The organism is Chitinophagales bacterium, from assembly GCA_041392475.1.
In the GTDB taxonomy this organism is placed as follows: domain Bacteria; phylum Bacteroidota; class Bacteroidia; order Chitinophagales; family UBA2359; genus JAUHXA01.
On the sequence record JAWKLZ010000001.1, the window covers coordinates 1,021,875 to 1,036,949 of the forward strand.

7 protein-coding genes are annotated in these 15,075 nt (G+C 40.7%); 5 read left to right on the plus strand and 2 right to left on the minus strand.

Features of this window, described 5'->3' with window-relative positions:
* Nucleotides 1–12 precede the first annotated feature (12 nt).
* The 5 genes from R3E32_03800 to R3E32_03820 all read left to right on the plus strand — a co-directional run bounded on the left by R3E32_03800 (nt 13) and on the right by R3E32_03820 (nt 10,233).
* Entirely contained in the window at nt 13–906 is an 894-nt protein-coding gene (locus R3E32_03800) for a transglutaminase family protein (protein ID MEZ4883840.1), read from the plus strand.
* 490 nt (nt 907–1,396) lie between these two features.
* A complete protein-coding gene (locus R3E32_03805) occupies nt 1,397–5,686 on the plus strand; it encodes a T9SS type A sorting domain-containing protein (GenBank protein MEZ4883841.1) in 4,290 nt (1,429 codons plus the stop codon).
* A gap of 58 nt (nt 5,687–5,744) precedes the next feature.
* A complete protein-coding gene (locus R3E32_03810) occupies nt 5,745–7,292 on the plus strand; it encodes a hypothetical protein (GenBank protein ID MEZ4883842.1) in 1,548 nt (515 codons plus the stop codon).
* 281 nt (nt 7,293–7,573) lie between these two features.
* Entirely contained in the window at nt 7,574–9,481 is a 1,908-nt protein-coding gene (locus tag R3E32_03815; protein ID MEZ4883843.1) for an OstA-like protein, read from the plus strand.
* 185 nt (nt 9,482–9,666) lie between these two features.
* Nucleotides 9,667–10,233 carry a hypothetical protein gene (locus tag R3E32_03820; GenBank protein MEZ4883844.1) on the plus strand — a complete coding sequence of 189 codons (567 nt, stop codon included), beginning with the start codon at nt 9,667–9,669 and terminating at the stop codon, nt 10,231–10,233.
* A 370-nt stretch (nt 10,234–10,603) separates the two neighbouring features.
* Here the strand turns inward: R3E32_03820 and R3E32_03825 are convergent, their stop codons facing one another.
* Both R3E32_03825 and R3E32_03830 read right to left on the minus strand, forming a co-directional pair.
* Nucleotides 10,604–13,237, minus strand: coding sequence for an SUMF1/EgtB/PvdO family nonheme iron enzyme (locus R3E32_03825; GenBank protein MEZ4883845.1), 2,634 nt, complete (start codon nt 13,235–13,237; stop codon nt 10,604–10,606).
* A gap of 418 nt (nt 13,238–13,655) precedes the next feature.
* Nucleotides 13,656–14,978 carry a hypothetical protein gene (locus R3E32_03830; protein MEZ4883846.1) on the minus strand — a complete coding sequence of 441 codons (1,323 nt, stop codon included), beginning with the start codon at nt 14,976–14,978 and terminating at the stop codon, nt 13,656–13,658.
* Nucleotides 14,979–15,075 lie beyond the last annotated feature (97 nt).

A 15,075-nucleotide genomic window follows, 5' to 3' on the forward strand; every position in this document is an offset into this window, starting at 1 on the left:
ACTGCGACATCCATGCAAAAGGAATTAAAATACCTTCTTTATCTACTTGAAGATGAGGATAAAGAAGTGTACACAAATATCAGTACGAAACTGGTATCTTACAGCACAACTATTCTCCCACAATTGGAGGACGCTTATGATGAAAGCCTAATCACAGGCAATGTATTACTTGAAGAAAGATTGATTCAGGTAATGGATAAAATCAATTACGAATTGGTGTCAAAATCTTTTCAAAATTGGTTACAAAACCATCCCAATGATTTGCTGCAAGCCATGATATTGATAGCAAAATACCAATACCGTGATTTGAATGAACAGCGGATACAGGAAAACATTGAAGAAATTGTCAATAATATTGATTTTGAAATCAGTCGCTACAATCCTCCTCTTCAATCGGTTAGCATTATCAATAAGGTGCTGTATGATACGTATGAATTCACAACCGTTGCCAATAAAGAGAATGCCGAGAAACATTTTGCCCTCAACCATATACTGAGTTTGAAAAAAGGAGTACCTGTCAGTATTGCCATTTTGTACCTAATCATCGCTTCAAAATTGGATATTCCAATATCGGGTATTCTATTGAACAACAACCTTGTATTGGCCTACTTCAAAAGGCATGGAGGTTGGAAAAAACCAGCTCCCAAACTGCAATTCTATATCAACCCGCAAGATAAAGGGGCTATTTTTACAAGCAATACACTCAAAGATTACCTCCATGAATCAAAAATCCCCTTTCAACCATCCTACGACAAACCTGCCTGTAACCTACAAATCATAAAATTCGCTTTGGAACATTTGGCACAGACCTATCATAATGCAGGTCAATACGGCAAAGTGAAAGATATGCAAGCATGGGTCTCAGAATTGAATACCGCATTGAGCAACTATAACAGTAATTGGTGAATAGTGATTAATTTCTAAAACTATTAAGGTTCTTTGACAAAATCTGTGATTTGAGACTTCGGAAGTTTGCCGCTTACAAAATCAAAAAAAAACTATTTCGCTAAAAATTAACCTCTTATAAAATGAAACTTCCGAAGTCTTTATTGTTTCTACAAAAATTGTCACAGAACCACTATTAATTGTCAATTTTTTGCGTAAAAAATAAGCTGTCACTTATTTTACTCCCTTTTTGGTGATAAAATACTATTTTTAAAAGCAGAATAACCGCTTGATTATAAACCCCATTCGTAGCCCATGAATTAATTCATGGGCTACGAATAGAAATAATTTTTAGCGAAATATCATCATAAAAGGAATAGCTTTTGCTGCACTCATAAGGCAAAACGAAGAAGTAACAGATATTGCAGAAATGAGGGATAGACATAAGGATTGAGTCAAATTTACCTATTTTTGATTTTTGATACAGACCAAAAATAGAGGACACCAAGCCATGAATAAACTGTTACTTTCACTATCCATCACTTTTCACAGCCTTCTACTTGTCGCACAACCTACTGTCAATCAATCTACCTACGATTTGCAGTTTGCAGAACAAGTAGTAGATTGTGAAAACACTACCCCCATTTTTTGTGTCAGCATACAAATCAAATCTGCAATCGAAGGAGAAAATTTTAGAATTGGTTCACATACCGTTTTTTTTAGCTACAATCCGCTTACCCTTCAATCTCCCACTTATACCTCCAGTAATTTTGACAACACAAACCTTTGTTTGACAGGTGATTTTGCAGCCTATAATACACCTGCATTTGGTTTCGATGACAATACCTCAGAAGCCAATTTTACAACCATTGCACAACAAACATTGACCACCCAACTTTGCCCACTTGTCACAAACTCATGGCAAGAAATGGGGCTTGTTTGTTTTGAAGTAATCAATGACATCACAAGCAGCAACTTATTGTTTGACAGTAATTTAACCACCATCAACTATATAGACCCAAATGCCACTAACAACATCGGCGACCCACAAGACAAAGCCGCACATACACAAGGTACACTTTCGGGATTGAACGTATTGCCCACTTGTCCTTGTAACCAAACCATCGTTCAAACCACCGAAAATGTTCAGGAATTTTGCGGTAGCGGTATGCCAGATTTAGCGGCGGCTGAAAACGAAATCCAATACAGCGGTGATGGCAGTATCTTTTCGATTGAATGGTTCATAGATGTGGATTACAATACGCCCTACATTCCTGAGACGTTTACCCATTCAGAAATAGGGATTTGTGAACAAGAATCGTTTATCTTGTACGCCAAAGCAACGTGTAGCATTGATGCGACCGAATACGACGCTGGAACATTGGAGGCAATCCTATATCCCCTACCACAAATGCCTGAAATTGTGCGATTAGACGATGAATGTGCTTACCTTGTTCTCCCTGCTTGCCCGAATGACCTACTTTCCGAAACCACTTTCGATTTGATGCCAAGTGCAGAAGCTGCCAACAGAAATCTTACTGTCACCTCTCCCTTCAATCCAACCTGTACAGCAAATTTTGAAGTACCTTATGAAAAATGCCCTGACCCAGTTTGCGACCAAACCATCACCCAAACTACTGCCAGTCTGCAAAGTTTTTGCGAAATTGCTACCCCCGATTTAACTCTTGCCGAGGCAGAAATAGCGTACAGCGGTGACGGAACAGTTTTCACAATTAAATGGTTTGAAGATCAAATGTTTACCATCCCTTACCTAAACCAAAGCTTTCAACATTCGCAAAGTGATTTGTGTGTAAGTGAAACCGATACCCTATTTGCAAAAGGGATTTGCAATATTGACAATACTTCAATAGCAGCAGGTTTTTTGGCATTTGTGGTTTATCCTCCCGTACAAATGCCTGAGATTGTGAGGTTAGACGATGCTTGTGCCTATCAAGTGCTGCCCGTTTGCGCCAACGATGTACTTTCTGAAACATCTTTTAGCTTGCTGCCCGATACCGAAATAGGTTTGAGAACAATTGAAGTGACATCAGGTTTGGCTGAAAACACTTGTACTTCAATGAGTTTCAATGTACCTTTTGAAGCCTGTCCGATGTTGGTTTGTTCCCAAACGATTCTGCAAAACATGGCGGCAACGGAAAGTTTTTGTGAAAGTGGTTTTCCAGATTTGACGGCTGCCGAAAGTGAATTGCAGTTCAGTGGTGACGGAAGCGTTTTTTCAATAGAATGGTTTGAAGACCAAAATTTTACACTGCCTTATGGAGGCGAATTGTTGACACATTCGATGGATGATGTTTGTCAATTGGAAACCAAAATTTTGTATGCCCGTGCGACTTGCAGCGAGGATGCTTCAACGATTACAGCAGGAACTTTGACCGTCCAACTATTTCCCAATCCACAAACGCCTATTATTGAACGCATTGACGAGGAATGTACTTACCAAATTTTGCCCGCTTGCCTCAATGACCTACTTTCAGAAGCGACTTTCAACTTACCGCCTGACACCGAATCGGGTTTGAGAACGATTGAAGTGACATCGGGTTTGAATGAAAATCCTTGTACTTCAATGAGTTTTGACATTCCTTTTGAGGCCTGTCCGATGTTGGTTTGTTCCCAAATGATTCTGCAAAACATGGCTGCTATTCAAAGTTTTTGTGAAAGTGGAACAGCGGATTTGACGGCTGCCGAAAGTGAATTGCAGTTCAGTGGTGACGGAAGCGTTTTTTCAATAGAATGGTTTGAAGACCAAAATTTTACGCTTCCTTATGGAGGCGAATTGTTGACACATTCGATGGATGATGTTTGTCAATTGGAAACCAAAATTTTGTATGCCCGTGCGACTTGCAGCGAGGATGCTTCAACGATTGCAGCAGGAACTTTGACCGTCCAACTATTTCCCAATCCACAAACGCCTATTATTGAACGTATTGACAACGAATGTACTTACCAAATTTTGCCCGCTTGCCTCAATGACCTACTTTCAGAAACGACTTTCAACTTACCGCCTGACACCGAATCGGGTTTGAGAACGATTGAAGTAACATCAGATTTGGCTGAAAACACTTGTACTTCAATGAGTTTCGATGTACCTTTTGAAGCCTGTCCGATGTTGGTTTGTTCCCAAACGATTCTGCAAAACATGGTGGCAACGGAAAGTTTTTGTGAAAGTGGTTTTCCAGATTTGACGGCTGCCGAAAGTGAATTGCAATTCAGTGGTGATGGAAGCGTTTTTTCAATAGAATGGTTTGAAGACCAAAGTTTTACGCTTCCTTATGGAGGCGAATTGTTGACACATTCGATGGATGATGTTTGTCAATTGGAAACCAAAATTTTGTATGCCCGTGCGACTTGCAGCGAGGATGCTTCAACGATTGCAGCAGGAACTTTGACCATTCAGCTTTTCCCAAATCCGCAAATGCCCACCATTGAACGAATTGACAACGAATGTACTTACCAAATTTTGCCTGCTTGCCTCAATGACCTACTTTCAGAAACGACTTTCAACTTACCGCCTGACACCGAATCGGGTTTGAGAACGATTGAAGTGACATCGGGAATTGAGAACAATGTTTGTGGTTTACAGTCTTTTGAAGTGACTTATGATGCTTGTCCACCAGCATTTTGCAATTTAGAAGTAGTGTCGGCCATACCCTCTATGTGCGACTCAACGACCAATACCTATAGTTTGGAAGTTGTGGTGACGTATGGCACACTTCCCAATGCGCCGATTGCCGTTTTTGCAGGTACTTTTGGTACAGGTGGCGGAACAATTGACGGCAGTGGTGAACAAGTTTTTGTGTTGGAGGATTTGCCAGCCAATGGTGAAATGAATGTAACTGTAGTGGCAGGTTTGGTTATCAACAGTCTATGTGAAGATACGCTCTTCAATGCCTACAATGCGCCGATTTCGTGCAAAACAGATTTGTGTGAGATACTCAATATTGGAGAAATGCCCTCTGAAAATCAATTTGTTTGTTCGGGTGATCTACTGCAAATCAATCATTTGAACACAATGCTTCCTGATGGAATGGCATTGGCTTATATTCTGCACTCTACGCCCAACAATGCAATTACCAATCCACTGTATTTCAGCAATGTACCAACATTTGACTTTGCGGCAATACCTGAATTAATGACGGGAATTTCGTATTATGTGACGGCTGTTGGAGGTTTTGATATGGACGAAAACGGTTTTCCCGAACTCGAAAACAATGAATGTTTGAAACTGTCCAATCCTACGCCTGTGGTTTTTTTGAATAAAATCGGCATTGATTTTGAGGTCTTTACCGATGAAACCAATCAGACGTTTGACTTAAATGTGACGGTTAGCGGCGGTTTGCCTGACTTCAATGCCAGCAATTACCAAATTTCCCTTTCCAATGGCGTTGAAACTGTGGTCAATGCACCTTTCCAGATGGTGGTTTTGGAGGATATGCCACTGATGGAAGAATTGCTAAGTATCTCGGTAACTGACAATGCAGACTGTTCTGCAACAGAGGAAAACATTGCAGTTGGTGTGGAAATGCTTTCTTTTTTGGAAAATTTTGAAGTCGTATATTTACCCAATCATTTGCTGCAACTTCAATTTTGGACCACAGAAACTCAAATTTTGGATGTATTCTGTTACGATATGATAGGGCGGCCTTTGCAGCGAAAACGGGTGTCATTGCAGCAAGGTTTTCAGACTTTCGATTGGTCTTTGGTAGATTTACCCGATGGTGTTTACCTATTGCAACTGAACAACGGTCGAGAATCGTTTGTAAAAAAGATAGTTAGGTATTGATTCGTCTTTTTTTGTAACTTTATTTTTTGTTTTCACTTCAATTTTCATCTTCACTTCAATGGCAGTTTCAACACAACTTTTTGACCTTATTCAATCCATGGACAAGTCCGAAAAACGCTATTTTAAGCTGCATTGTTCCAAATATAAAATAGAGGATAATCAGTACCAAAAAGTATTTGATGCCATTGACAGCCAAAGTAGTTATGATGAAAATGACTTGAAGGTGAAGTTCAAGAAAGAGAAATTTGTGAAGCAGTTTCACGTCATCAAAAACTACTTGTACAATTTGGTTTTGGATAGTTTGTGGGCTTTTCATTCGGGCAAAAATATCAACCAACAAATCAGTGAGTTGATTGACAAAAGTGAAATATTGAGTGAAAAAGGGTTGTTCCTTCAATCGCTCAAATTACTGCAAAAAGCGGCTACTTTTGCCGAAGAAAAGGAAACCTTTGAACATTGTTTGCTCATATACAAACGCCTTAAACTATTGTATATCAGAAAAATAGATGTGGATAATTTTGAAAAACGCATTGATGAATACATCGAAAAAGAACAATGGGCTTTGCAGCAATTGAGCAACCTGATGCATTATGAATGGCTTTCTAATAAAACTTTTCAACTCTACCACCGCACCCACGTTGCCCGCAATCTGAACGATGAAGAAGCCTACCGAGTACTCTTGGCTGACCCTCTACTGCAAAACAGTGCCGATGCCACTTCCAGCTTTGCGAAAATGCACTTTTTCAACATCAAAGCTTTGTGCCACGAAACCATTGGTGATTTGAAGCGCAGTTGTGAAAGCCGTCAAGAATTGGTGGAACTTTTTGAAGCCAACAAAGATTTGATACAGCGAAGTTTTGTGAATTACTTGGTGTCACTCAACAACTTACTCCACAACTACAATGAATTGAGAGATTACCCCAATTTTTACAAGGTACTGGACAAAATCAAAAACGTGGCGTATGCAATGGATAGAAAACTGACACAAGTAGAAGAATTACTGGTCTTTCGTTCTTCTACTGCAATGGTTTTCAATGCGCTGGTGAAAAATGGGCGTTTTGAAGAAGCAGCGGCAATGATTCCAGACATTGAAGCGGGTTTCGAGAAATTTGGCAACAAACTGAATGAGGCTTTCCGCTATCCTTTTTACTACTTTTTTGCTTACACCCATTTTGCCTTACAGAACTACCCGCAATGTCTTGTGTATTTGGAACATTTCATCCACAACAACGACCTGACTTTCAACCGTGAACTTTTTCGTTTTGGGCGCATATTGTACTTGATTACACACTATGAATCAGAGAATTGGGAATTATTGCCCTCTATTATTCGCTCTACACAGCGGTATTTATCGCAGTTGCAAAAACCTTATGCTTCTGAAAAACTCTTACTTAATTTTTTCAAAAAAGTACCTTATGCCGATGACAATGCAGCCTTTTTAGATTTACAGAAAAAAATGAATAAATTGATGAATGACCCTCATTTTCAGACAGAATTGGAGCATTTTGATTATTTGGCTTGGGTACAGTCAAAAATTGAAGGAAAAGGATTTATAGAAGCATATAGCACCAAATTGCAGTTAAGCGACTATCCAAAAAATATTTAGTGACTCCAATAAAGTTAAGTTCCTCAATGGCATAAAGACTTTTGGTTCTGTGACAATTTTTGTGGAAGCAATAAAGACTTCGGAAGTTTCATTTTATAAGAAGTTACTTTTTAGCGAAATAGTTTTTTGATTTTGTGAGCGGCAAACTTCCGAAGTCTCAAATCACAGATTTTGTCAAAGAACCAGACAATCCTAACCACACCCTTTTGTGGTTTGAATGCGTTTAAAAGGAAGATGCAAGATGAAATCTATTTGTGGATAATTTTAAACACAACAAAATTTTGAATATCAGACCTTTATTTTACATTCTTTGGCTTCTTTGCAGTTTGGCTGCAACGAGCCTAATGGCGCAAAATCCCAATCAGAAATTGCAGTCAAAGCCGCCCAAATCGGCTTCAAATACGGCTGCCAAGCCTCAAACAGATACGACTTATATCGAAATCATCCATGCCGATCAATTTGAGCAGACTACCATTAAGAATCAGCCTGTTCGGAAATTGACAGGCAATGTCCAATTGCAGCAAAAGGCAGATGAAATGATCCTTTGGTGCGATAGTGCTTACTACTATATGGACAAAGAAATTGTGGAGGCTCAAAATAAGGTGCATTTCAAACAGGGTGATTCCTTGGATATTTACTCTGATTTTTTGTTTTTTGACGACAACAAAAAAATAGCCCGTTTGGAAGGTAATGTGCATCTAAAAGACCCTAAATCTGACATTTACTCCGATTTTTTGTTTTACGACCTCAAAACGAAAAAGGCGATTCTAAACGACAATGTGCATTTGAAGGATGCAAAGAGCGATGTGTATGCCGATTCTTTGGAGTATTTTGTGAACACCAAAATGTCGTATTTGTATAAGGATGTGCGGATTGAAGACAGCAAGGTGAAGGTGAAAGCCGATAAAGTGGAGTATTCGGTCAATACCCGTCAATCGGTGTTGATAGGGAATGTACAGTTGAACGATGGCACGATGAAACTGAGCGCAGATAGGATGGACTACGATATGAACAGCGAAGAGGGAACATATAGCGGCAATGGCAAACTGCTGAATGGGGAAACAACACTGACTAGCCAAAAGGGACGGTATTATGGGCGCAAAGACCAGGTGATTTTTGAGCAAGATGTGCACCTCGTTTCCCCCAATTACGACATCACTACCAGTCAGTTGGATTACAATATCCAAACGGAATCAGCCAAATTTAACCGAGCCACGACCATCAAACAAAAGGATGGTGTGATTGAAACCGATTCGGGTGAATACAATGCCAAAAAAGACCAATTGCAACTGTTTAGCCGTTCAACGATTGTGAGCGACAACAACGAAATCACCGCAGACGATTTTTTCTACGACAAAAAAACGGGCATCGGAAATGCCAAAGGAAATGTCTATTGGATAGACACGGCTCGAAACCTAACCATCAACAGCGATTTTGCCAATTTTTATGACAAGGATGAAAAAGTATTGGCTTACAACAATGTGCTGCTTTCCAATGTGGTAGAGGAAGATACCCTCTACATCACCGCCGATACTTTGACGACTTTCAAACAAATCAGAACCATCGCTGCAACGGATTCTACGGCTGCAAAAAGCGATACGGCGCAAGTATTGTTTGCCTACCACCATGTCAAAATCCTGAAAAGCGATCTGCAAGGGGTCTGCGATTCTTTGACCTATTCGCTGCGTGATTCTGTTTTTCGGATGTTTCAAAAACCTGTGTTATGGGTAGATGAATTTCAGTTGAGCGCAGATACCATTCGCCTGACCACCCAAAACAACAAACCCCATACGATTGACCTCCTCAAATCGGCTTTTATCGGCAATCGGCTGCAAGACAACATTTTCAATCAAATTGCAGGGCGCAATATTTACGGCTTCTTCAAAGACAGCAACTTAGAACTATTGAAGGCGGAGGGCAATGCCGAAAGTATTTATTTTGGTCAGAACGAAAAAGAGGAATTTTTGGGTATCAACCAAGCGACTGCCAGCAAAATCTGGATATTTTTTGAAGAGAAAAGCATCAACCGCATCAAATTTATCGGTCAGTCGGACGCTACTTTCACCCCGATTCAACGAGCGAATTTGTCGGAGTTTATCCTTTCTGGTTTTGTGTGGTATGGTGAAAGACGGCCACAAGTATTGGGGGATTTGGTGGTATTGGGTGCGGCGGTTGAGGGTGAAAATTGACACCAAGTTTTCGTTCCAGCAAGCAAGTGAAACTTTGTCTTAGAGGGATGTATGGGTTTAGGGTGTTATTGGTTGGCGACACCTAACGAATCAACAGCCAAAACTTAGCTAAAAAATACATTTTTGGCTGCAAGTATTGCATCTATCAGCCAAAACTTGTATTTTTATATCAAATTTGGCTGATGATGGATACTTCAATTATAGGAAGACAAAAAGAGATACAAAAGTTAGACAGAGTTCTTCAAAGCAAAAAGTCTGAATTTTTGGCTGTATATGGTCGGCGAAGAGTTGGCAAAACCTTTCTGATTCGGGAATACTTCAATTATACTTTCGATTTTCAGATTTCGGGTTTAGGCAATGCGAATACTCAACAACAACTTTTCAATTTGATGATGTATTACGCAAACAATCCCACCTCGTTTACGAAAAGGCTTCTGAAAATTGGTTGGTTGCTTTCCAACAATGTAGCATGGAGAGGAAAAACAAGCCAAAAGTCTGCTCAAATTGATTTGTTGATTGACCGTTGTAATCAAGTTATCAACCTTTGTGAATGTAAGTTTTCTTTGGATTCCTTTTCGATAGATAAGGGCTATGCCGAAAAACTACGCTCGAAAATAGCGACCTTCAAAACCGCTACCAAAACCAAAAAATCGGTATTTCTTACCATGATTACCACTTATGGGGTAGAGAAAAACAAATACGCCAATCTGCTGGTAAGAAATGAGGTAACGATGGATGATTTGTTTTCTTAAGCCGCTTCAAACATCGCCAAACCCCATCGGGTGTCGCCAAGTTTTCCACTACTTTGATTGCCTCTAAAATCAAGTAAATCTTGCCAAAGTTTTCGCTACAAACGAAGGTTCGCTCAACGTCCGAAGGACTTGGCGACACCGACTAAACAAAACTATACAAGCTTCCTTTTTATTAAACCTTCATGTTCAAGGCAGTCCCCCCTCCATACCATACAAGCATTTCCTTTCCATCTAACAGTTTTCCGAGTTCTCGGAACAAGCTTTGTTCAAACATCCGCTTAGCATCTTGCTTGCAAAGACCACTCCATTCCACTTTCTCTTTCTATCGCTCCGCTCTTTTCTTTAGCTCAAAAGTAGGATGGATGAACCGCTATAAACTATAGGCAAGGCGGAAGCCGTTGGCGTAGTGCCTGCGGTGCGGGGAGCTGGAGTACCGAGAGGCAACACGACAACCCTCCGAAAAGTCGTTCCAGCTACCGCCCCGCAAAACGCGAGTCGAGCTATTTTTTAATCCAAAGTAATTTGCAATCAAAGTATTTTCTGGGTAATCCCCATACCAATCAAAACACCATTCCCAAACATTGCCACTCATATCGTACAAGCCTTTTCCATTCGGTTTTTTACTTCCCACAGGGTGTGTCCTACTTTCGCTATTCTCCCCATACCAAGCGACTTCTTCAATCGTATTACTTCCCGAATATTCAAACAGCTCCATCAATTCTCCTCCTTTTGCTGCATATTCCCATTCCGCTTCCGTTGGCAGACGATAACCCTTTTTAGTCTTGATATCCATTTCCACAATCCATTTTATTTCATCATAGCCATTTCCATTATTCGGGTCTTCGTTCTCTTTGTCTATCTTATAGGCTTTGGCATTTCCTTTTTGTTCACTCAACCAATTGCAATACTGAACTGCATCGTACCAATTCACTTTCGCCACAGGATGCAAACCAATACTATCTTTGGCAGTAGCCCCTTCCATATAGGCATATTTTCCATCTATTTTCCACTTATCACCATACGCTACTTGACAATACAAAGCAAACTGAAACACCGTAGTTTCTGTTTCTGCCATTTTAAAATCACTCAATTCCACCCTAAAATTTTGTCCTTGTTCCATTTCTACAATTCCTCCCTCTACCTTAATCATGTTTGGATAATAGCGGTTTTGCAGTTCGCCATACCTTTTTTCATCCAAAGCTTTTAAGCTCGCCTGTAAGTGCTGCCTTTCCTTACCTTCTTGATTTGCTTTTTGCAGAAAACCCTTTGCTGTTGAATTGGGCAGATGCTCCAAAGCAGTTTTCAGAATTTCCTTTGCTTTATCATATTGATGTGTTTCTACATACCAAAACGCAGGTTCCATATAGTTTTTTAAAATAGTGGAATCCAAGGTTTCTACCCGCAAGCCAGCTGCCACCTCAATTTTCACTAAAGCCTTTTCATACTCCAACTCCAAAATATATGCCTCTGCTTCATCTAAATTAGTTCGAGCAATCATTTCATTTTTATCCACATCTGCCAAAGCTGCTTTTGCTTTTTGCTCATTGGCAACTGCTTCTTTTCTCGCCTTATCTGCCTCCCAATATTGCCACCCCGCAAACACCAATGCCAAGAAAGCCGCTCCCAACAAAAATCTTAATCTTCTGCTTTGATTTCGTGCTGCTTGCAGTTCACGTTCTTGTTCTTTCTTCAAAAACACCTCACTCTCCCGTATTTTCCCCTCCAAAGCACTCGGATAATCTTTATACGCTTGATAGGGACGAATAAAATCCAATTCGTCTTGACTAAAATAACCTTGTCGCTCGGCATACACCGCATAGACCTCCCCCGCTTTTTGGCGCATCTGCATTTCTTCCGTCAGGTTCTGCCCAACCGCCAAAGCCAACAAATCGTGACTGATTTCGTATTGCGTCTGTTCCCCCGCTTTTTGGGAGCGTATCAGCCGACGTTTTTCCAAATCTTGCAGCAGATTGGAGAGTTTAGGTGGAATTGCCACCTTTTTGCTTTGCAGGTCGTTTTCAATCGCCTCTTGACTGATTTGCAGTTTGGTGTGTCGTTCCGAAATCATTGCCGCCAAAATCTCCAATGCCGTATTTTCGCCATAAGCAGAAGCGTTGAGGGCTTGCAGTTGTTTTTTCAAAAAACTGTTCAATACACCCTCCAAATCATCTTCTTCCGTCACCAAATCGGGCTGCAAAAGAGGCAGTTTGTCGGCAGGTGTTTGTTGTTGTTTGGCTCTGTCCCATAGCTCACTCAAAAACACCTGAACATGGGTCAGTTCTATCTCCTTTTTTTGGTCGGGCAGTTTGTCGAGTATGGCATTCGCCAAAGCAGCACTATCTTGAACGGCATAAAAATCTTCGTATTCCTCCGCCTCCAACATCTCGTAAATCACGCCTCTCACCTTTTCTTTTCGCATCTTCTCCAAGCGGAAACGGTGCTTGAAAATGCTCGGACACAGGGCTTCAAATTCCGACAAATGCCCAATAAATTCCTCTCGCATGATGAGCAGGATGCGGCAAGGTACTTTGTAGCGTATGAGTTCGTTGAGGCGGGTGAAAAATTCCTTTTTTTCGGCATCGCTGCCCAAAATGAGCAGTTCCTCGAATTGGTCGAACAGCAAATAAACAGGCTGGAAACGCTCGTCAAACAATTGCTCTACCAATCCGCCAAAACTCACCTCTGTATCTTCTGGCAGTCGAGTTTGTGGGTTGAAGGCGATTTTTTCCTCCAAAACCTCATTGATGCGGGCAAATACAGAAGCATTGATGTTGTCGCCCCGCCGAATACTCAGCGCAAACCAATCGGCATCCGAAAATTGGTTCCGCAAACCACATTCTATCAAACTCGTTTTGCCCGCCCCCGAAGGGCCATACACCAACAAGTGTTTGACCCCACTCAAAGCGTCGTACAAATCGTTGGTTTCCTTTTCCCTGCCGAAAAAGATGTCTTTGTCGGCTTTTTGGTAGGCGTCTAAGAATTTGAAGGGGGAATGTTGTTTCATGTTTAAATTTCATTGTAATTCCCAAATTTATTGGGGAGGTTCTGACAACCAAATCATAACAACCAACCAATTAAAATTGGCGGTTACGGCAAGTCCGTTAGGACTTCAATATTTGTAGCCAAATAAAGCAAGTAATTACAGAACTCCGTTAGGAGTTCAACACAAATCCACTAAGCAGAGACTACTGATGTTCAACTCCTACGGAGTTGTGATAATTCTTATACTGACTTTCTACAAATATTGTACTCCTAACGGAGTAATTTCACTTTATTCTGTATCTTCGAATCAATTCCACAATACAAATAAGTCATTGAAAACCAATTCATATTAAAAACTTATTTTGTATTTTGTTCTACCCTATACGTAGCCCACGAATTAATTCGTGGGCTACGTATAGCAAAGCGGTCTTTCTCGCTTCCTAACTAAAAGGCACTAACACCTGCTCCATCTGCTCAAACAACTCGTCCAACTTAGGTTGGTTGTTGTTTTGCACTTTTACCTTCAAGGTTTTATTGGAGGTGCTTTCTTTTTGAGTACCATAGACCAATTCATTTTTGTATTGGGCAAAATAATAGCGGCGTTTCTCATTGCCGATATAGTAATAAATCTCAGGCGTTTGGGTTTCTTTTTCTGCAAACACGCTTTGGTCAATGATTAAGGGCGACAAAGACAGGTAATTGGCGTTGTCGTTGATGCTGTTGAGGGAGTTGGTGATGTTTCTGCCTTTGAAGAGCAAGACACTTTTGTTGTAGGTGAAAAAGTCTTGGATGGAATGGGACAAAAAATCACCCTGTTCGCCATACACTTCGCTGTACATTCCATGCAGTTCACCGTACAAATGCACAAAATTTTTGGCAGAACCCAAGCGGTAATTGAGGTTGATGTCTTTGATGGACACCAAGCGGTATTTCGCCAAAAAAGCAATGTTTCGCAGCCAAAACACCAAAGCGGTGAGGTATTCATTCAGCAGTTGGTCGAAATGTTCGTCTTCGGGAATCGCACCTTTCAGCAGCTTGTGGCGGTTTTTTTCGAGGAACAAAGCTGCTCCATACAAGTCGCTTTCGGTATCGCTCAGTTCGGCTACAAAGTCGGGCATTTCTTCCATGAAATTGCCTTTTTTTGCCAGCAAGTTGTTCAGGCTAATCAAAAAGTTGAGCCAATCGAAGGAAATAAAATCCGTTTCACTCATTTTGAAGAAATCTGCAATCACAGGTTCAACTACTTGCTGTCCATTGACCAATATTTGCGCCAATTGTATGTAAGACAAGTAGCGCACACTGCTCTGAAAAGCTTCTGCCATAAAGGACAAGCGGCGAAGATTGCGTTCTTTGCCGACAGGCGTATTCATCTTCTGCAAAAAGGTTTCTATCAACCAACCGTAGTGCTGAAAAATAGCTGAATGTCTGTCTGTTACCGAAACGCCATGCCGCAAAAATTCCCGATTCAAACTTTTTACCCAAATTGTATCGTTGGTAATGAGGTCTTCGGCTAATTCGGTTGGGAGTTTTTTGCTGTGTGAAACTTGGTCGATTAAAAAGCTAAAATTGGCTTCGCCTATACTCCCGATATTGTAGATTTTATCGGCAGTTTGGAAAGATTGGCTTTGCTGACTTTTCATCAAGTCCACCAAATCGTCCAATCTTTTCGCCAATTCTTGTATTTGACCGTTTACATTGACGGTAATTGTGCTGTCACTGACACCTTGAATAACGATGTTGGCATTGCCTTGTATTTTAGTCATGGGTTCTTATTTTTAGACTACAAAAGTTTTGAAAACTTTTGTAGTCTGCTGCCTAACTTTGAAAACTTTTGTAGTCTGCTGCCTAACAGCGTATAAG

Excerpts from the sequence above, each read along its gene's own strand:
- R3E32_03800 (MEZ4883840.1), top strand. The coding sequence starts at position 13 with ATGCAAAAGGAATTAAAATACCTTCTTTATCTACTTGAAGATGAGGAT.
- R3E32_03810 (MEZ4883842.1), top strand. The coding sequence starts at position 5,745 with ATGGCAGTTTCAACACAACTTTTTGACCTTATTCAATCCATGGACAAG.
- R3E32_03805 (MEZ4883841.1), top strand. The coding sequence starts at position 1,397 with ATGAATAAACTGTTACTTTCACTATCCATCACTTTTCACAGCCTTCTA.
- R3E32_03825 (MEZ4883845.1), bottom strand. The coding sequence starts at position 13,237 with ATGAAACAACATTCCCCCTTCAAATTCTTAGACGCCTACCAAAAAGCC.
- R3E32_03830 (MEZ4883846.1), bottom strand. The coding sequence starts at position 14,978 with ATGACTAAAATACAAGGCAATGCCAACATCGTTATTCAAGGTGTCAGT.
- R3E32_03820 (MEZ4883844.1), top strand. The coding sequence starts at position 9,667 with ATGGATACTTCAATTATAGGAAGACAAAAAGAGATACAAAAGTTAGAC.